General features: G+C 61.2%; 17 protein-coding genes. 11 read left to right on the top strand and 6 right to left on the bottom strand.

Going from position 1 to position 19249, the window contains the following annotated elements:
* Positions 1-77 precede the first annotated feature (77 nt).
* Positions 78-626 (top strand): cytochrome c, encoded by a 549-nt coding sequence (locus VWZ87_RS04490; protein ID WP_416534548.1) that lies wholly within the window; start codon positions 78-80, stop codon positions 624-626.
* A 31-nt stretch (positions 627-657) separates the two neighbouring features.
* Here VWZ87_RS04490 and VWZ87_RS04495 read toward each other — a convergent pair whose 3' ends face one another.
* Complete coding sequence (locus VWZ87_RS04495; protein WP_416534549.1) at positions 658-1302, bottom strand: TetR/AcrR family transcriptional regulator; 645 nt, start codon at positions 1300-1302, stop codon at positions 658-660.
* A gap of 422 nt (positions 1303-1724) precedes the next feature.
* On the opposite strand from VWZ87_RS04495, the gene VWZ87_RS04500 reads away from it, so the two are divergent.
* The 7 genes from VWZ87_RS04500 to VWZ87_RS04530 all read left to right on the top strand — a co-directional run bounded on the left by VWZ87_RS04500 (position 1725) and on the right by VWZ87_RS04530 (position 8219).
* Positions 1725-2663 carry an AEC family transporter gene (locus VWZ87_RS04500; protein WP_416534550.1) on the top strand — a complete coding sequence of 313 codons (939 nt, stop codon included), beginning with the start codon at positions 1725-1727 and terminating at the stop codon, positions 2661-2663.
* 175 nt (positions 2664-2838) lie between these two features.
* Positions 2839-3672 carry an S-formylglutathione hydrolase gene (gene fghA, locus VWZ87_RS04505; RefSeq protein ID WP_340546430.1) on the top strand — a complete coding sequence of 278 codons (834 nt, stop codon included), beginning with the start codon at positions 2839-2841 and terminating at the stop codon, positions 3670-3672.
* A 3-nt stretch (positions 3673-3675) separates the two neighbouring features.
* Complete coding sequence (gene sthA, locus VWZ87_RS04510) at positions 3676-5169, top strand: Si-specific NAD(P)(+) transhydrogenase (protein ID WP_416534551.1); 1494 nt, start codon at positions 3676-3678, stop codon at positions 5167-5169.
* Positions 5166-5621, top strand: coding sequence for a YaiI/YqxD family protein (locus VWZ87_RS04515; RefSeq protein ID WP_340546428.1), 456 nt, complete (start codon positions 5166-5168; stop codon positions 5619-5621). Before sthA ends, VWZ87_RS04515 begins: the two co-directional genes overlap by 4 nt.
* 82 nt (positions 5622-5703) lie before the next feature.
* A complete protein-coding gene (locus VWZ87_RS04520) occupies positions 5704-6669 on the top strand; it encodes a DMT family transporter (RefSeq protein ID WP_416534552.1) in 966 nt (321 codons plus the stop codon).
* 12 nt (positions 6670-6681) lie between these two features.
* Positions 6682-7302, top strand: coding sequence for an HAD-IA family hydrolase (locus VWZ87_RS04525; RefSeq protein WP_416534553.1), 621 nt, complete (start codon positions 6682-6684; stop codon positions 7300-7302).
* On the top strand, positions 7299-8219 hold the full coding sequence (locus tag VWZ87_RS04530) for an ornithine cyclodeaminase family protein (RefSeq protein ID WP_416534554.1): 921 nt from the start codon (positions 7299-7301) through the stop codon (positions 8217-8219). The genes VWZ87_RS04525 and VWZ87_RS04530 overlap by 4 nt, the downstream gene beginning before the upstream one ends.
* A gap of 17 nt (positions 8220-8236) precedes the next feature.
* On the opposite strand, the gene VWZ87_RS04535 is transcribed toward VWZ87_RS04530, so the two are convergent.
* A complete protein-coding gene (locus VWZ87_RS04535; protein WP_416534555.1) occupies positions 8237-9478 on the bottom strand; it encodes an MFS transporter in 1242 nt (413 codons plus the stop codon).
* A 224-nt stretch (positions 9479-9702) separates the two neighbouring features.
* Between VWZ87_RS04535 and zapE the strand changes: the two genes are divergently transcribed.
* On the top strand, positions 9703-10773 hold the full coding sequence (gene zapE / locus VWZ87_RS04540) for a cell division protein ZapE (protein WP_416534556.1): 1071 nt from the start codon (positions 9703-9705) through the stop codon (positions 10771-10773).
* 114 nt (positions 10774-10887) lie between these two features.
* On the opposite strand, the gene VWZ87_RS04545 is transcribed toward zapE, so the two are convergent.
* From VWZ87_RS04545 to VWZ87_RS04560, 4 genes are all read right to left on the bottom strand, one after another.
* Positions 10888-12156, bottom strand: a complete 1269-nt coding sequence (locus VWZ87_RS04545; RefSeq protein WP_340546422.1) for a bifunctional folylpolyglutamate synthase/dihydrofolate synthase — start codon at positions 12154-12156, stop codon at positions 10888-10890.
* 91 nt (positions 12157-12247) lie between these two features.
* Positions 12248-13192, bottom strand: a complete 945-nt coding sequence (gene accD, locus VWZ87_RS04550; RefSeq protein WP_340546421.1) for an acetyl-CoA carboxylase, carboxyltransferase subunit beta — start codon at positions 13190-13192, stop codon at positions 12248-12250.
* Between the two features lie 62 nt (positions 13193-13254).
* The gene (locus VWZ87_RS04555) at positions 13255-14175 is read right to left on the bottom strand and encodes a CPBP family intramembrane glutamic endopeptidase (RefSeq protein ID WP_416534557.1); all 921 of its coding nucleotides are present in this window, start codon (positions 14173-14175) and stop codon (positions 13255-13257) included.
* Entirely contained in the window at positions 14165-17293 is a 3129-nt protein-coding gene (locus VWZ87_RS04560; protein WP_416534558.1) for an ABC transporter transmembrane domain-containing protein, read from the bottom strand. The genes VWZ87_RS04555 and VWZ87_RS04560 overlap by 11 nt, the downstream gene beginning before the upstream one ends.
* A gap of 356 nt (positions 17294-17649) precedes the next feature.
* Between VWZ87_RS04560 and VWZ87_RS04565 the strand changes: the two genes are divergently transcribed.
* Together VWZ87_RS04565 and VWZ87_RS04570 are read left to right on the top strand one after the other, a co-directional pair.
* Positions 17650-18285: a hypothetical protein gene (locus VWZ87_RS04565; protein ID WP_340546418.1), complete on the top strand. Its 636-nt coding sequence runs from the start codon at positions 17650-17652 to the stop codon at positions 18283-18285.
* Positions 18286-18474: 189 nt separating this feature from the next.
* On the top strand, positions 18475-19236 hold the full coding sequence (locus VWZ87_RS04570; protein ID WP_340546417.1) for a DUF6478 family protein: 762 nt from the start codon (positions 18475-18477) through the stop codon (positions 19234-19236).
* Positions 19237-19249 lie beyond the last annotated feature (13 nt).

Below are 19249 nucleotides of genomic sequence, written 5' to 3' on the forward strand. Positions count from 1 at the left end.
CATCATTAACCGGGATCTAACCTCAACCGCATAGTTTTTTCGCATCGCGCCTGATCAGGATCTGGAGCCAAGAGACCATGCAGCATGACCCCAAACAACAACGCCATCGATCTGACCGGGTTCAGACCCGAGCCGACGAGCACTGGCGTGGTCTGGGGGGCCTCTGCCTTCTCATGGGCAGCGCGTTGCTGATCGCCTCACTTCTGCTGCTGGCCGGCAAGGTCGATGCCGATCCTCAACCGACCAACAAACACGTTGCCCAACGTATCGCTCTGATGGGTGGCCAAAAAACGGCCGTTCAGGATCTTGCAGCGATGACCCGCGACTACATCGCATTCGATCGCGGTGCCGCGCGCGCGGCCCGACGCGCTCTGATCCGGTCAACGCGCCGCATTCCGCGCGAATTCCGCCAGGATGTCACCGATCTGTCATCCCATGCACGCGGCGGTATCTGGGCAAACTGGGCTGATTTCAAACGCCATGCGGAGTCTGCCGAACGCGCGGCACGCGCACTGAATACCCGCTCGGCGGTCGGGTTGAAACGCAGCCTGCCGCGCCTGCTATCCGCCTGTCACAACTGCCACCAAATCTACCGTGAGACACCGCGCGAATTCACCACTCACTGAGCTGCCCTAGCCGGTTCGACCCGATGGCAGATCAGCGAGCACTGTTGCCTGCCGTACCAGCGATCCCGTAGCGGGCAAGAAACGTCTTGATCGCGGCCTCAACCACACGCTCACGCTCGTCATCGCCGATATCGGCGTCGATGTTGAAAAGCAGCCTAAGGAACATATCCGCGCGACACAGTTCCGCAAACTGATCAGCCGCCAGATCCAGATCCTCGATCCGCAGCTCGCCCCGTGCGGTCGCTTCTGCCAGATACTCGCGCAGCTGCGCCCGGATGGTTGCCGGTCCGCTTTCGTAGAAGCGGCGTCCCAGATCCGGAAACCTGTCCGCCTCGGCAACGCAGATGCGAAACATCTTCACGCCAAACTCCGACAGGATCACCGACAGAACGTGGTGCCCCGCCTCACGCAGCGCGGTCTCAGGGTCACAGCAACCCGCGCCAATGCTGACCGCTGTGTCAGCCTGACGCGCGCAACCGTGCCGAGCAACTTCCATGAACAACAGCCGCTTGTCCGGAAAGTAGCTGTAGAGCGTTGCCTTCGAGACCCCGGCTTCTCGGGCAATATCATCCACGCTGGCGCCCTCAAACCCATGGGCCATAAACACATCCCGCGCACCGAGGAGCACCTGATCATATTTGCGACCCTTGCGGGGAATAGCGGTTGGCTGGTTCATCAATACTCTCGGTCAGGGGGCGACACAGTGATCGGATATCGCGGGTTGCAGGCCCAATCTAGGCATTCTGCGGCAAGGTCAAGCGTGACCTCACAAACGGTTGCGGCGTCGTGATAGTCTATGAGCCAGAGCCCTGCGCGGCGAACAAAAAAACGCTTGCGCCGACGATCTGTCCAACTCATGACATGAGCTTAACGCGTTTGTCGGCATAGGCAAACGCGCGGATGGAAACACACCGGAACCGCTTATGGCGGCGGCTCTGCGGTTACGCCATGGGGGCCAACGGATAGGTGCCAGCGCGTCAGCGCTGCCCGGCCCAACGGGAAGAGGACCTCATCCGAGGTCCGATGACAGGCGGGAGCCCTGCGCGGGGTGAGAAACGCTCTTCCCGAGTTGGTCAAATTAGGTTACCAATTCCCACGATGCTCGACATATTTCTGAGAACACTCCCGTTTTTTGCGATCATCGGTCTTGGATATTGGGCCGGTCGCAGCCGCTTTTTCTCGGAAGAGGCCACCGCCAGCCTCACAAAGTTCGTCTTCTATTTCCCACTTTCGGCAATGATCTTCCGATTTGCCGCCAATCTGTCTTTTTCGGAGATCTTCGATCCCCGGCTGGTGCTCGGGTATCTGTTGGGCACATCGGTAGTTTATGGGGTCACCACGCTGGTGGCTGCGCTGCGTCGCCTCGACATGCAAACCGCCGCAGTAGAGGCGCAATGCGCGGCCATCGGCAACGTTGGCTTTCTCGGCCTGCCAATGATGATCATCTTGTTCGGCCCGGCCTCGGTAGGGCCGATGATGCTGGTTCTCAGCGTCGATCTGGTGGTGTTTTCCTCTCTGATCGTCGTCCTGATCAACCTGGGGCGCGGCAGCGGCCTTAGCGGCGCCACGCTGGGGCTGGTTGGTCGTGGGTTGCTGCGAAACCCGATGATCCTGTCGATCTGCGCAGGTCTGATCTGGTCGGCGCTGGCGCTGCCGATACCGACCCCTGCGAATGCGTTTCTCGCCTTGCTGGGCGATGCGGCAACGCCCGGCGCGCTCTTTGCGATCGGCGCGTCTCTGGCCTCCAAATCTGCCGAACGGGTGCAGATTGCCAGCTGGCTCAGCTTCGCCAAGCTGGTATTGCACCCGGCCGCAGTGGCGCTCTGCGTGCTGGTGCTGGTGCCTGTGGATCCCTATGCCGCCGGTGTCGCAATCGCCGCCGCAGCGCTGCCGGTGGCCGGAAACGTCTACATGCTGGCGCAACACTATGGGGTCGCCCCACACCGGGCCTCAGCCGCCATCCTGCTGTCGACGACACTCTCGATCCTGACACTGCCCTTGGTGATCGCCGGGGTCTCGGTATTGACGCAGCCCTGAGCCGATCCGACCGCTGACCGGGCGATATTGACATCAATCGCGGCCATCGGCGTCCGCAGTCTTCAGGTTTTTGCAATGATATGTCGCAAAAACAGGGACCACAGACGCGCAGTCACTGGACCCTATGGCTGACCACAGGTAGCGATAGAGCAACATAGAACAAAGGAGTCGCCCCATGGAAACCGTCTCGGAAAATGCCGCCTTCGGAGGCGTGCAAGGCGTCTATCGCCATGCCAGCAGCAGCACCAATTGCGACATGACCTTTGGGCTGTTCCTGCCGGAGGAAGTCGCCGATGGGCCGGTTCCGCTGCTGTGGTATCTGTCCGGGCTGACCTGCACCCACGAAAACGCCATGACCAAGGCAGGCGCGCAGGCCTGGTGCGCGGAACAGGGGATCGCCATCGTGTTTCCGGACACCTCCCCGCGCGGCGACGGGGTTGCGGATGACGAAGCCTATGACCTGGGACAGGGGGCTGGTTTCTACGTGAACGCCACCCAGGATCCCTGGGCGCCGCATTTCCGGATGTGGGATTACGTCACCGAGGAGCTGCCTGCCCTGCTGGCTGAGCAGTTTGCACTGGATATGGATCGCCAGTCGATCACCGGCCACTCCATGGGCGGACATGGCGCGCTGACGATGGCGATGAACCTGCCTGGCCGGTTCCGGTCGGTGTCGGCCTTCGCGCCGATCTGCAACCCCTCGGCCAGTGACTGGGGCCGCAAGCAGCTGACGGCCTATCTGGGCACTGACGAAGCCGCATGGGCGCGCCACGACGCCACCCTGATGATGCAGGAGAGCGGCTTTGACGGGCCAATCCTGATCGACACCGGCACATCCGATCAATTCCTCGACCTGTTGAAACCGGAGGCTCTGGCCGAGGCTGCGGCGGCCCGCCGCCAGCAGGCGGTCCTGCGGATGCAGCCGGGATATGACCACAGCTATTTCTTTGTCTCTACCTTCATGGAGGACCATGTGTCCTTCCATGCCGAAGCGCTCTACCGGGGCTGATACATGGCAGATTTCAACTACGACCTCATCATTATCGGATCCGGCCCCTCCGGGCGCACCGCAGCGATTCAGGCAGGCAAACTGCACCGCCGCGTATTGGTCATCGACCGCAAGGATCGTCTGGGCGGTGTCTCGGTGCATACCGGCACTGTCCCGTCCAAAACCCTGCGAGAGACCGTGCTGAACCTCTCTGGCTGGCGCGAGCGCAGTTTCTATGGCCGCGCCTATCGGGTGAAGGATCAGATCCAGGCCGAGGATCTCAAGGCCCGCCTGCACATGACCCTCGACCATGAGGTCGACGTGCTGGAACATCAGTTCAACCGAAACCACGTCGAGGTCCTGGCCGGCCTTGCGCGTTTTGTCGGCCCGAACGAGGTCGAAGTCGCTACCGAGGCAGGCGATACCACCCGTGTCACCGGCGAGAAATTCCTGATTGCCACCGGCACGCGCACCTATCGCCCGGAGTATGTACCATTCAACGGCAAAACCGTCGTCGACGGCGATGAGTTCCTCGAAATGGAGGAAATCCCGCGTTCGCTGGTCGTGGTCGGAGCTGGGGTGATCGGCGTCGAATATGCCACCATGTTCTCTGCCCTTGATGTCCGTGTGACCCTGATCGAGCCGCGCGACACCTTCCTCGACTTCATCGACAGCACATTGATTCAGGATTTCACTCACCAGATCCGCGAGAACGGCGTCGATTTGCGTCTCGGCTCTGCCATCACCAAGATCGAGGACGAAGGCAGCCATATCGAGGTGAGCCTGGAGAACGGACGTCATGTACGCGGCGACATGCTGCTGTTCGCCGCTGGTCGCATGGGCAATACCGAGGCGCTGAACCTTGAGGCTGTTGGTCTGGAAACGGATCACCGCGGCCGTCTCAGTGTTGATCGCAAATCCTATCAGACCGCCGTGCCGCATATCTATGCCACCGGCGATGTGATCGGCCACCCCTCCCTGGCGTCGACCTCATTGCAGCAGGGGCGGGTTGCAGCCTGTCACGCGCTGGAAACACCGACCCTGCCCGAAAGCCCATGGTTCCCCTATGGCATCTATTCGGTGCCTGAGATGTCAACCTGCGGCATGTCGGAGGAAGAACTCCAGGAACGTGGCATCCACTACGAAATCGGCATCGCGCGCTTCCGCGAAACCTCTCGCGGTCATATCATGGGGCTGGAACACGGCATGCTGAAGATGCTGTTCTCTCTCAAGACGCGCCGAGTGCTCGGTGTTCAGATTGTCGGCGAAGGCGCAACCGAACTGATCCATATCGCCCAGGCGGTGCTCAACCTCAAAGGCACGGTGGATTACTTCGTCCAGAACACCTTCAACTATCCGACCCTGGCCGAGGCCTATAAGATTGCCGGCCTTGACGCGTTCAACCGGATGCCGATCCCGGAGGAGTTCAAGGTGAAGAAGACCGGCCCCGAGACCTCCAAGACCGCCGCCAAGGCGAAACCGGCCGCCAAGGTAAAACCCACCAAGGCCGCTGAGTGATGGCGCTCTATATCGACGCCGATGCCTGCCCCGTCAAAGCCGAGGCAGAGCGCGTGGCAACCCGCCACAAGGTCACGATGTATGTTGTCTCAAACGGTGGGCTGCGCCCCTCGCAGAACCCGCTGGTAGAGACCGTGATCGTATCTGAAGGCGCCGATGTAGCCGACATGTGGATCGCCGAGCGTTGCGGAAACGGCGATGTCGTGGTCACCGGAGATATTCCGCTGGCCGCAAAATGTATCGAGGCCGGCGCCCGGGTGTTGCGGCACAATGGGGAACGCTTCACAGAGGCCAATATCGGCCAACAACTGGCGATGCGCGATCTGATGGCAGATCTGCGCGCCGCCAATCCGCTTGGTGCCGGGGGCAGCGGCAAAGGCTTTACCAAAGCCGACCGATCCCGCTTTCTCGACGCGCTCGAGCGTGAGATCCGCGCCGCAAGCGCCACCTGAACCGGTCCGGTCGCCCCCTGCTCTTGCCCTTTGCCCATCGTTGCGTCACTGATTGCACCAATCACCGAGGGGGAGAGCAGATGTGACGCAGCAACAGGCAGGCCTCCCCATTCTTGGCGTCCTTGCGGCAGTCGGGGCCGCCATCTGTTTCTCCATCATCGACGTCATCTTCAAATTCCTGTCCGGCGATTACCCGCTATATCAGGTGGTGATGTTCCGCTCCGTCGTGGCCATATTCGTCTTGCTGGCGCTGATCATCCCTCTGGAAGGCGGCTATGGCATTCTGCGCACGCGGCAACCCCGTCTGCATCTGCTGCGCAGCCTCGCGGTGCTATTTGCCAATCTCTGTTTCTTTACCGGTCTCGCGATCATGCCCATCGCCGAAGCGGTGGCGATTGCCTTTGCCACGCCGCTGGTTGTCACCAGCCTGTCAGTCCTGTTTCTGAAAGAGCGGGTTGGCCCTTGGCGCTGGATGGCGGTTGCCATCGGTTTTGTCGGTATTCTGATGATCATGCGCCCGGGTCCCGGCACCTTTCAGCCTGCTGCAATCCTGCCGTTTCTCGGTGCCTGCGGCTATGCCACGCTGCATGTCCTGACCCGCCGGGCTGGCGGTTCGGACAAGGCGGCGACACTGTCCTTCTACCCGACGCTTGGGTTTCTGCTGGTCAGCTCCCTTGTCGGCCTGCTAGCCGGTGACGGGCGCTTCGCCACCTCCGACAGCGCTGGTCTGCAGTTCATCCTGCGCGCCTGGATCTGGCCTGCCTCTCAGGATTGGCTCCTGTTTCTGACCGTGGGGCTAGCCGGCTCCGTCGGCGGTTATCTGGTCAGCCAGGCCTATCGCCAGTGCGAGGCTGGTCTGGTTGCTCCGTTTGAATATATCGCCATGCCGATGGCCGTGGTTTGGGGCGTATTAGTCTTTGACGAATGGCCAGACGGCCCGGTCTGGATCGGATCGACCTTGATCATTGGCGCCGGTCTTGTTTCAGTCTGGCGCGAAACCCGCCGCAGTCGCCCGGCCCCTCGCCCACGACCGCGTTCGACCGGATAGGAGAGCCTGAAGATGACCATCCAAGCCGTCGTTTTTGACATCGGCCGCGTGCTGATCGAATGGGAGCCTGAACGCTTCTACGATGCCAAGATCGGCAAGGAGCGACGCGAAGCGCTGTTTCGCGAGGTCGACCTGCATGAAATGAACCTGGGCATAGACCGGGGCGACGATTTCAAGGGCGCCGTCTATGCGCTGGCCGATCAGCATCCCGAATGGGCCGAGGAGATTCGCCATTGGCACGACAGCTGGCTCCAGATGGCCAGCCCTGCGATTCCTCACTCCGTTCGCCTGATGCGCGCTCTGCGCCGACGCGCTGTGCCGGTCTTTGCGCTCACGAATTTTGGGATTGGCACCTTTGAACTGGCCAGAACCACCTACCCGTTCTTCGACGAGTTCGACAAAGCATTTGTCTCCGGCCATCTACGCACGATCAAACCTGAGGCAGAGATCTACGCCCAGCTTGAACAGGATACCGGCGTACCGTCTGAGCGTCTCCTGTTCACCGACGACCGCCCCGAAAACATCGAGGCTGCCGCCGAACGCGGCTGGCAGACGCATCTCTTTACCCATCCCCAGACCTGGGCTGATCGCCTGGTAACAGAGGGACTGCTGTCGCCGGAGGAGGCCCAATGAGCGCGATCCTGCAAATCCCATTCGACCAGGGCGAAGCCAATCTGGACTGGCGATCGTTCTGCGATGCCCTCGCCGCAGGACACCGGCTGCCAAAGGCTGAGGTCACCGATAGTTTCCTCTACCGGGGCAAGGACACGCTGCTGAACCGCGCCGCGTGGATTGATGGACTTGGTCTTGCGGTGAAAAGCGCGACGATCTTTCCCGGCAACCCGGATCGCGGCCAGCCGATGGTCAATGGTGCGGTGTGCCTCTACGACGATCAACACGGGATGCTGGAGGCGCTGATCGACTTCCATCTGGTGACCAAATGGAAAACGGCTGGTGATAGCCTGCTGGGGGCGCTCCGCTTGGCCAATCCAGACAGCCGGGAGATCCTGATTGTTGGGGCCGGTACAGTCGGGGCCTCGCTGATAGAGGCCTTTGGCACCGCCTACCCCAAAGCTCAGATCCGCATCTGGAATCGTACGTTGGCAAAGGCAGAGGCGCTGGCACACCGCTACCCCCATACGAAAACAGCACCCGATCTGGAAACTGCTGTGCGGGCGGCGGATATCATCGTGACCTGCACCATGTCGTCGACGCCTATCATCCATGGGGACTGGTTGCACCCTGGCCAGCATCTCAATCTGATCGGCGCCTACCGCCCAGATATGCGCGAGGCGGATGATACCGCTCTGCAACGCGCCGAGATCTATTGTGACAGCTTTGACACCACCATCGATCACATTGGGGAGTTCAAGATTCCGCTGGCCGACGGCGTGATCCGCCGCAACGAAATCCTGGCGGACTTCTACGATCTGGAGCGCTTTCCCGAATTCGACCCTACCAAGATCACCCTGTTCAAAAACGGGGGCGGCGCACATATGGATCTGATCACCAGCCGCCACATTCTGGACCGCTGGCAAGGAGGGAGCTGACCCCCAAGTCGCAGCCCTCAGGCAGCGGCCATCCGGGCCCGCGGGTGTTCGCGAATGGGCAGGTGCACAATGGCGCTGAACGCGCCGATCCCGACACCGATCCACCAGACCAGCGTGTAATCTCCGTAGATGTCATACATCCGCCCCCCCAGCCACACGCCCAGAAAACTACCCAGTTGGTGACTGAAGAACACGATCCCATAAAGCGTGCCCATGTAACGCAGCCCGTAGAGATGCGCGACAAGACCGGAGGTCAGCGGCACCGTCGCAAGCCACAGCGACCCCATCACGATGGAAAAAATGATGACCGAAACCGGCGTGATCGGCACCAGAATAAAGGCCGCCGCCGCAATCGTGCGGCCGGTATAGATCGCCGCCAGCAGGTATTTCTTGGAATACCGGTTGCCTAGCCAACCGGCGAGCAGGGTTCCCCCGACATTGGCCGCGCCGATCAGCGATATCGCAACCGCCCCCAATGTCGAGGTTGAGGTGATACCCATCGAATAAAGCGCACCTCCCGGCAGGATCGGGCCGCACATCTCTGTCACAAACGCAGGGAAATGCGCCGTGACAAAGGCCAGCTGATAGCCGCAGCTGAAAAAGCCGAGGAAAATCAGCGTATAGGACGGATCCTTGAACGCCTTTACCAGGATTGCCCCCATGCTCTCTTCCAGCTCCGCCTTGGAGGCCGCTTCCGAGGCGCGCATCAGGGGCAGGGTCGCGATCAGCGCCAGAACAACGCCCGCAAACACCAGAAAAACGCTCTGCCAGCTCAAAAACGTCAGCATCCATTCGGCAGTCGGCGCGCCGAAAATCTGCCCGGCAGAGCCAGCGGCAGTGACAATTGCGAGAGACATTGACCGGTTCTCATCCGAACTGGCCCGGCCAACCACGGCCAGCACGACACCAAACCCGGTTCCGGCTATGCCGAAACCCACCAGCCATTCGTAAGCCTGCATCTCAAACGGCGTGGTTGCGAAGGCGCTGAGCACCAGACCGGCTGCATAGACCAGCGCGCCGATGATGATCGCCTTGCGGTCGCCGATCTTCTCTGCGATCGCGCCGAAAATCGGCTGCCCGATGCCCCAGGCCAGATTCTGGATGGCAATCGCCAGCGAAAATTCGGACCGCAACCAGCCGAATTCCTCGGCAATCGGGATCTGAAAGACGCCAAAAGACGCACGCACCGCAAAGCTTGCCATAATAATGATGCAGCCGACAATCAGGACGGGGGTAAACAGCGGTGCGGGGCGGGTCATGATCACTCTCCTTGCCGGAGGGGCTCCGGTCAGGCGACGGTACGGAAAAAACAGAGTCGGTCAAATCAGGATTTTTGCGCCTATAGGCAAGAATATTTGATGTATTACAGCCTGCCCTTTTCCACAGAGACTTCGCGACCGCCCGCATCTGTCCTTGCAGCTGCAAAACCGCGATAGGCTGAGATATCTTTCCATCCGAAGGCCCTCAGGCTATCCCTTCCGACATGACCCATCTGACCGCGCTTTATCAGCAGAAAATCGACGCAGGCATGTTGAAGCCCGACCCTGCGCAGGAGGCCGTGCTTCCCCATTTCGACCGCATCGCCGCGGGCCTGAAAGCCCCGCCGGTGAAACGCGGCCTCTTTCGCAAGGCCAGCTATCAGGCGGTGAAGGGCCTTTATCTCTGGGGTGGGGTCGGACGGGGCAAGTCGATGCTCATGGATCTGTTTGTCGACAGCCTTGATGACGTTCCATCGCGGCGCGTACACTTTCACGCCTTCATGCAGGAAATCCACGGCAAAATGCACGAAGCGCGCCAGCAGGGGGTCGAAGACGCGCTGGCACCCGTTGCGGCAGAGGTGGCGGGGTCGGTCCGGCTGCTGGCCTTCGACGAGATGCAGATCAGCGATATCACCGATGCAATGATTGTCGGCCGCCTGTTCGAGGCGCTGTTCGCCGCTGGTGTAACGGTGATCACAACGTCAAACAGGGTGCCGGATGATCTCTATAAGAACGGGTTGAACCGGCAGCTGTTCCTGCCCTTCATCGACCTGATCAAGCAGCAGATGCAGGTCCATGAAATGGTCAGCCCGGTCGATTATCGTCAGGATCGTCTGACTGGGGCACAGGTCTATTTCTCACCAGTGAATGCCGAGGCAAACGCCAAGATTCGCGAAATCTGGGAGGATCTCTCCGGCGGCCCGGCCCTTCCCCTGACGCTGGAGGTCAAAGGGCGAGACGTAACGCTGCCCGCCTTCCGCAACGGTGTCGCTCGGGCCGGATTTTATGATCTCTGCGGCAAAATGCTGGGTCCCGGCGACTACCTGGCCATCGCCGAGGTGGTCAAGGTTCTGGTGCTTGAGGATATTCCCCGTCTCAGCCGCAACAACTTCAATGAAGCCAAGCGTTTTGTGACACTGATTGATGCGCTTTACGAGGCAGGGGTGCGCCTCATCTGCTCAGCCGCTGCGGAGCCGGAAATGCTCTATGTCGAGGGGGAAGGCACATTTGAATTCGAACGCACAGCCTCCCGGCTGCGTGAGATGCAGGACCGGGACTGGGGACGCGAGGGCTGAGAGCAACAAGGGGGCGCTGCCCCTCGAAAGCACGGCTTTCTCACCCCCGGAGTATTTTTGGAAAGATGACGGGAAGCACTGGCACCGATCACCGGCGCCGTCAGTCATCAGTCGTCAGCCGTTTTCGCGCAGAATGTGACCGGCCAGATAGAGCGAGCCGCAGATCAGCACTCGTGCCTGCGGGTCCTTGGCGACAATCGCCTCCAGCGCTGCCATAGTGCTGTCTGCCGTGCCGGCCTCGATACCCACGGATTTGGCCGCGACTTCGGTCTCCCCGGCGCTCAGCGTGTTCACCTCATCGGGGATCGAAATCGCCGTCAGGCTTGCAACATGCGGGGCCAGCGGGGCCATGTAGCCGCGCACGTCCTTAGTGTTCAGCATGCCGCAGATCAGATGCGTTGGGCGCTCCGGCAGCTTGGCCAGCACATCCGCAAGCGCCACGCCCGCCGCGGCGTTATGACCGCCGTCCAGCCAGAGTTCGACCTCCGGCGCGGCCTCGATCAGCGGGCCGGTTTTGAGCCGTTGCATCCGCGCGGGCCATTCGGCGTTCGCCATCGCCGCCTCGCAAGCCGCCTCATCGGCGCCCAGATGGCGCAGCGCCGCCAGTGCGGCGCCGGCGTTCTGGACCTGATGCGCGCCAAGCAGGACCGGAAGCGGCAAATCCAGCAGGCCGTTCTCGTCCTGAAACACCAGCCGCCTGCGCTCCTCCCAGACATGCCAGTGCTGGCCATAGGCGATCAGCGGCGCGCCAAGACGGGCGGCGGTGGCCTCGATCACCTCCATGGCCTCCTCGGGCTGCGGGCCAACCACAACCGGTACCCCGCGCTTGATGATGCCGGCTTTCTCGCCCGCGATCTTGGCCAGCGTGTTGCCCAGGAACTGCTCATGGTCAATCGAAACCGGGGTGATCACGCTGAGCGCCGGGGTGATCACATTGGTCGCATCCAGACGCCCGCCCAGGCCCACTTCCAGCAGCGTGTAGTCGGCAGGCCTGCGGGAAAAGGCGAGAATCCCCGCCACCGTTGTTATCTCGAAATAGGTAATGTTCTCGCCGCCGTTCCTGGCATAGCACTCGTCCAGCACCTCGGTCAGATGCTGTTCCGAGATCAGCTCTCCGGCCAGCCGGATCCGCTCATGAAAGCGCGCAAGATGCGGCGAGGTATAGGCATGAACGCTCTTTCCCATCCCCTCAAGCCCGGCCCGGATCATCGCCTGGGTCGAGCCCTTGCCGTTGGTGCCCGCCAGATGGATCACCGGCGGCAGCTTGTCCTGCGGATTGTCCAGCGCTTCCAGCAGCCGCCAGACCCGGTCCAGCGTCAGGTCGATGATCTTGGGGTGCAGCGCCATCATACGGGCAAGGATCGCGTCGGAGGTCTGGGTCATTCTACAGCTCACTGGCGTTGGTACAGGCGGTAAGATATGCAAACGGCCCACCCGAAGAACGAGCGGGCCGCAACATCAGAGATTATCAGGATCAGCCGCCTGAGGCCGGTGCATCTGCGGCACCCTTGGTGTCGTTCCCGGCCTGTTCGCTCGCATCCGGGGCGGGCAGGTCGCCGACAATCTGCGGCGGCAGGCCCAGCAGCATGCGGGTGATGGTGATCAGCTCGTCACGCATCTCCGTGCGCGGGGTCACCCGGTCCAACATGCCGTGATCCAGAAGGTATTCGGCGCGCTGAAAGCCCTCAGGCAGTTTCTCGCGAATGGTCTGTTCGATCACCCGGGGGCCAGCAAAACAGATCAGCGCATTGGGTTCGGAGATATGGACATCCCCCAGCATCGCGTAAGAGGCTGTCACACCACCGGTCGTCGGATGGGTCAGCACGACGATATAGGGCAGGCCCGCCTCTTTCAGCATCTGCACCGCAACGGTGGTCCGCGGCATCTGCATCAGCGACAGGATGCCCTCCTGCATGCGTGCGCCTCCGGCGGCGGAGAATAGCACCAGCGGGCGTTTCAGCTTCACGGCTTCCTGAGCGGCCGCGATGATCGCATTGCCTACGAACATGCCCATGGAGCCGCCCATGAAGGAGAAATCCTGTGCCGCAGCGATGATCGGCGTCCGGCCGATTTCACCGGCAGCCACCAGCATCGCCTCTTTCTCCGCGGTCTTCTTCTGCGCCGCTTTCATCCGGTCGGGATAACGTTTCTGATCACGGAACTTGAGCGGGTCGGCCAGAGGTTCAGGCACTTTGACTTCGGTGAAGACACCGCCATCAAACAGCGCCAGAAACCGGTCGCGTGGCGTGATGTGCATGTGGTGTCCGCAATTGTTGCAGACATTCAGATTGTCGCTCAGCTCGCGGTGAAACAGCATGGTGCCGCATTCGTCGCATTTGCGCCAAAGGTTCTCGGGAACTTCGCGGCGCGAGAAGATCGAATTGATCCGCGGCCGGACGTAGTTGGTGATCCAGTTCATAAGCCATGCCTTTGTAGGGGCGGTTTGGACCTTCAAATAAGGCCCCGCGCGTCTAAATGCAATCAGCGCCGGATGGCAAGCCGCGCAACCAACCAGCAGAAGCCCACAACCGCGAGATCCAGCCAGAGCATTTGCCGCATGACAACGGGATCCGACAGCTCAAACGGGACCAGATATAGCGCCAATCCCGACAGGCTGGTGGGCGATCCGAACAAGAGGATAGCAATGATATTATTGGCAAAATGTACTGCGATTGCGGGGCCCAGCGTGCCCGCCCGGGCGGTCAGATCCGCCATCAGCAGTCCAAACGCCCCCGCCCAGAGCGCAATGAAGGGCGCATTCACCCCCGCATCGGCCGGCACATAGTGACCAGCAGCAAAGAGGATCGACGGCACCAGAAGCCAGACCAGCGGATGAGAAAACCGTGCCGCAAGCGCCTGCTGGAGATACCCCCGGAACAGGATTTCCTCGGCGCTGACCTGCACGAATATCGCCATCAGCGCGAATGGTAGCAACAGCAGCCATTGCGCTGGTGGCAGGTTCGGCACCAGATCCGACATCACACCGCCGTCCAGCCCGCCCGGCAGGACCAACCACAGAACGGCAAGCCCCATCATCAGGACCATCAGTCGAACGCCGGTCCGGCAGAACTGTCGCGAAGTCTGCGGTATCGGGCCGATCAGGCTGGTCAGGCCGCGTCGGTGCAACAGGCGCAGCACGCAGGCAACAGCCACGGTCACGGGTAAGAAGCTGCCCAGCAGCACCAGCATGGCTACAGGCGAGCCCCCGGTCGGCAAATCACTCACCCAATCACCCGGCGCGACAGCAATCAGCAGCTGGACAGCGACATTGGTCATCGCGTAGCTGAGTACTGCCACGAGCAGCATACCAAGCAGCAGCCGCCAGATCTGCGGGCTGCGCCGGGCCGGATCGACCAGTTGCGCATGGGCAGCATAGGCCGCCATTGTGGGATCAATGGACATTGCCGCTATGCTCCTCCGCAAGTGTATTGGTCGCAGCCACCGCTGGTGCTTGGCTGCCTGCAACGTTCTGATCCGCCGCGCGGACGACACCCGCAACCTGCACCAGATGCCGTGAGACCGTTTCGAGCAGCTGCACGGCCACGCCCGCATCCGCCTCGATCACGGCACGGTACTCTTCGGCGCCAATCCTGAGAAAACGGCAATCTTCCACCGCAATCAGGTCCAATTGCCGTGTGTCGCGCAGGATAACAGCCAGATCACCGATCAACCGCCCCGGCTCAACCCGGGAAATCGGCGTGGTCTCCGGCGTTCGATCGGGCCAGTACAGTTCCGCTGTACCGGTCAGACAGAGAAACACCGCATCGCCGCTCTCTCCAAATCGGAACACGTAATCGCCCTTGGCCACATCATGCCAGCGCGCCGAGAAGGCCAACAGACGCTGGTTCCGCGCATCCAGTTTCGAGAACAGATCTGTGCTTTGAATAAGCTCCAGCCGTTTGCCAAGGTCGTTTCGCGCGGCATTCTCCATCGGGTCGGTCAATCCGCCTTCCACCCCGTCGATGCGCCCGTTCTGAATTTTCACAAAAATATCATAGCGTTCGGGGTGATTGAATTGATCTTCCAGAAACAGCATCGTGGTATTTGGCATCAGCTCAGCAAGGCGCTCGCGTGATTTCAGCCGACTGGCGCTGTCATGACTCGCCAGCGCGCGATCCAAGATCAGGACATCCGGCCGTTTGATCGCTGCACGGGTAAAGGCCGCGCGCTCCTGAAACACCGGCTCCAGCGCCGCGCCGCCCAGACCTGCCGGCAGATCATAGAGAATAAGCGCCAGCCGCTTGCGCAGCCCGTGTTCCTCCAGCACGTCGGCGACCAGATCCTCAACCTGTTTCGCCTTTGCTCCCGCGCCCAGCGACAGCCGCCCGTATAGAAGATTCTCCAACACGGTGAGACGCGGAAGATAGGCGTCGGGCGAGATCGAAATAAAGAGATCGCCCAATTGCGCCTGCAGGGTCTGCGCCATATCACGGCGCATCGTCAGGATCTGCTGCTTGAAGCGTTCCGGGAACGCGGTGCCGATCTGCTCTTCGGAAATCAGAAACGGAACCGATGCAAGCAGACCCCGCTCATCCTCCCGCAATCCCAGCACACCCAGAGTCTTCTGCCGGTCGGCAACCTCAGCGATACGTTGATAGAGCGCCTCGTCCAGCCCCAGCCGCTTGAACAGCGGATGGTCGGTATCAGCCAGACCAAAGGTCTGCCGCAGTGTTTCCATAACCCCGAGGCCAAAAGCGATCACATCCTGCTGCAAGCCATTGTCACGCAGCGCACTGATAATCGGCCCATCTTCGGCAATCAGCTCTTCCGGGGCGATGGCGCGCGTGGGCGCGGCAAACAGGATATTGCCGCCCAACGGCACCGCCGGGTTGAAACTGTCCGGGTCGAAACGGTGCACGACGTCAGACAGCCCGGCACGCTCCAGCCGTTCAGCAACCAGAGCTCGCAGCCCGATGATCTGCTGGACCAGCCCCAGATGCGGTCCGATCTGAAAACGCGTGTGCAGGGTGCGTCGAAACAGCTGCTCATCAATGCCCATCGCCTCAACCAGCTGGAACCACCAATCGCGCAGCTCGCTTTCCGATCCGAGCCCGGCCAGCGCCGGATTGATCCAATCCGCCGTCAGCGGGTCGGGGCTGTTACCCGCACGGCAGGCTTCGGTCAGCGCCCGGTTTTTGCCGCGCGCCTCGGTGTGCGCTGGCATGTGAGGTTGATCACGGAGCGGCATCAGCACATTGTCCCCGAGCGATCCGTCAAATAGGTAGGGCCGCGAATAGGCATAGCCCACGCGCGTCGCGATCACGCCTTGGTGCAGCTGATCCAGCCGATGGCCTGCAATGGTCACCGTACCTCGAAACGGCATCACCTCACGCGTCAGCAATGCGGCAAAAGCTGCGCGTTCGGCCTCGCTGCCGCTCTGGATCGCGACACGTCCCCCGGCGGGAATGGTCAGCGACAGATCTTCAAGCACCATATTGCCATCGGCGTCCTTCACCGAAACATTGCGCAGCTCGATCTCCCCGCGCAGATGGGGAATATCGGCGGGCACACCGTCGATCAGCGTCTCCGGGATCATCCCCTTGGGCGAGAAACGATCGGTCATGATCGACCAGCGCAGGCTCATATCCTGCACCTGATTATAATAGGTCAGCAACTCCCGCCACGGCGCGGAAAGGTCCTTATAAGCTGCCAGCGCCGCCACCAGAGCGCCCACTGTGATATCGCCGCGGATCGCCAGCACCCCTCCGGCGGAATAGAACACAAAAGGCGTCAGATGGCCGATCATGTTGTTGAGGAACTTCATGAAGTATTTCTTGCTGTAGATGCGTCGCCGAATATCGAACAGTCGCCCCAAACGCGTCGAAATCTGCGCCAGCCGGTAGCGTCGTCCGCCATTGATCCGCAGATCGCTGATCCCGGCCGCCGTTTCACCGATCTCGGCCGAGAAAGCCCGCACCTCCTGGATACGATCCTTGTTCAGCAGGTTGATCTGCCGTTGCAGCATCGGGATGAGCCAGGCCTGTAGCGGGATCAATGCGATGGACGCGAGACCGAACCACAGACTCTGCATGAACAGGAACACGACGATCGTCAGCATCTGCCCGGCCTGAAACACTGGCTGGGCCACGGCATCCCCCATCAGCCCGCCCATCGGCTCCGACTCCGAGGTGATCATCGACACAAGTTCACCCTGGCTCGTGGTGCGGAAATAGGGCGTGGGAAAGCGCATCATCCGGTTGATCAGCGTATAGCGCAGACGTCGCAGCAGTCGCTCCGCCACAACCCCCTTCATGGTATTGAGACGCATCTTCAGCAGCCCGCTGATCAGAACCGCAGCAAGGAACCCAAAACAGAGCAGCAGCAGGTAATCGACCTGGCCAATCTCCTGGCCCAGTACCTCAACCTGATCCATCGGTGCCCCGATGGCGTCATTGATGATCCGCTTGGGCAGTTCCAACGCAGCGTAGAGAAAGGGGAATGTGACCATGGTCAGCGCCAACAGACCTATCTGCTGGCGCCGTGAATAGGTCCAGATGAATGAAAACAGGGTGGATTGCATCCCCTGCTCCTCTTACGTGTCGGAAGGTGTCAGCGCGAAATCGCCTGCTGGCTCTGCAGCGGTCAGACCCTAATCACTGCCCCCTGACATTACAAGGCAACACCCGGCCGACTTTTGCGTGGGCTGCTTGCGACAGAGGCGCCCCCGGACTATTCCGGAATCGAGCAAGACAACGACAGGCAGAGACCACCGTGACCATCATAAGCGACGGAAAAATAGTATCTATTTCTGATGGAACGCAGTCAGAGGCACAAACGGAAAACGGGTATCGGTCCACTCAACCCCGGCTATCCGGTTGTTGCTTTTCTACCGCGATTGCACAGTGGCTTTGCGATGGCGCACGCACGACGTTGCAGGTGACCGGCTGCCACCGACTGTATCGGCGTGCTCTGACCCTGCTTGCCGCCGCCGCTCTGGCCGCCTGCACCGCCGATTCAGGTCTCTCGCTGGTGGGGGCCACGACTGAGCCGCAGCCCGGGGATATCACCCGGATGAGCTTTGCCAGTGACACCATTCATCTGGTGCCACCAGCCGGCTTCTGCATCGATCCCCGCATGACGGGCCATCGCGCCGAAGGTGGGTTTGCCATCGTCGTTCCCTGTTCCAGTCTGCGTCCAGGCCCCGCCAGTCGCAACCGCGCCTTGATCACCGTCGCTGTCGGACCCGCTGGCCCAGCGGATGCGGCATTGACCAGCGCTGATCTGTTAAAGACAGCACCCGGCGCCCGGCTGGTCGCTGAGCGCAACGACATGATGCTGCCGCTGGTCAAGCTGAACATGCCGGACCACCGCGCTCGTGGCGCCAGCCCCGTGCACTGGCGCGGCGCCTTCGTGCTGAACGACCAACTGGTGGCCGTTGCGCTCTACGCGCCCAGCGGCAGCCGCAACCTTGGTCGACGCGGCGCACAATTGCTGAACGAACTGACCGCAAAAACGCTCGAAGCATCGGTGACTGCCGATCTTGATCCCGCTACCGATGGTATCACCCGGTGATATCCACGCCAGAACGGCGGGCGCGATGACACGGCGACGCGAGCTGCCAAGCACCAACCATCCAAACGGATTTCCGCTTCCGAGTTTGTCAGCGGTCACCGCTTTGGCTAGGGTCGAAGAAAACAATGAAACGCTGCTGCTTTGCCGCATCGCCGAAAAGCATGACTCGCAGGACAGGATATTGAGCCAATGGGCAGGACAATAGAAAAACTGCTGTTCGCGCGCGTTCTCAGGCGTTGGCGTCGGCTGGCACAGCAGGCGTCGAAAATGCCCCTCAGCCGTCTGAGGGAACAACGCAATCGCGCCCGAACCCTGCGCCTGCATCTGGACCGGCTCATTCACATCGCCGAAGGTCGGCTGGCGCTGCCGCAGGTGGGCTCGAACGCTTTTCCCCGCCCTCACGGCACCGACTGGGGCTGGCGGCCCGAACTGTGGCGTGGCCCGCTGCCGGTTCCCGGTGCCTCGGCCGTCGCCAGCAAAACACGGCTCGGCGGAGAGGTGGAGCTGTTTCACGACTGCACCGTTTCCGAACTCACCCTGCGCCAGCTGCGCAACAACCGCGAGGAAGACCTCGCCCCTTATGGTGTGCGTCTGGATGTGTTCGGGTTTGACGGCTCGTTCCTGTCACTGGTCATCGAGTTGCCGCAAGACGTCACCGCAGGGCTGAACCGTGACCATCTGCTGCGGGTGGACTGCACGCTTGAGACGGAAAAACCGATCGAGATCTTTGCCCGGCTCAATATCAAACACGGCCCGAATACTGAACAGATGGTGCGGGAACTGCCGATGGGCGACAAGCGCACCCATGTGGAATACGACCTAGCCTATGCTGAGTTGAACGAAAAACGGGTCGAGCGGCTTTGGCTGGAGCTGATCTTTGAAGCCCCGGAAATGAACCAGGTGACCCTGCGCGATGTCACTCTGTCGCGCAGTCGCCGCGCCAGCCTGTAACCCACATTCGAAA

Origin of the sequence: Phaeobacter sp. JH20_37 (genome assembly GCF_048056015.1) — a bacterium.
In the GTDB taxonomy this organism is placed as follows: domain Bacteria; phylum Pseudomonadota; class Alphaproteobacteria; order Rhodobacterales; family Rhodobacteraceae; genus Phaeobacter; species Phaeobacter bryozoorum.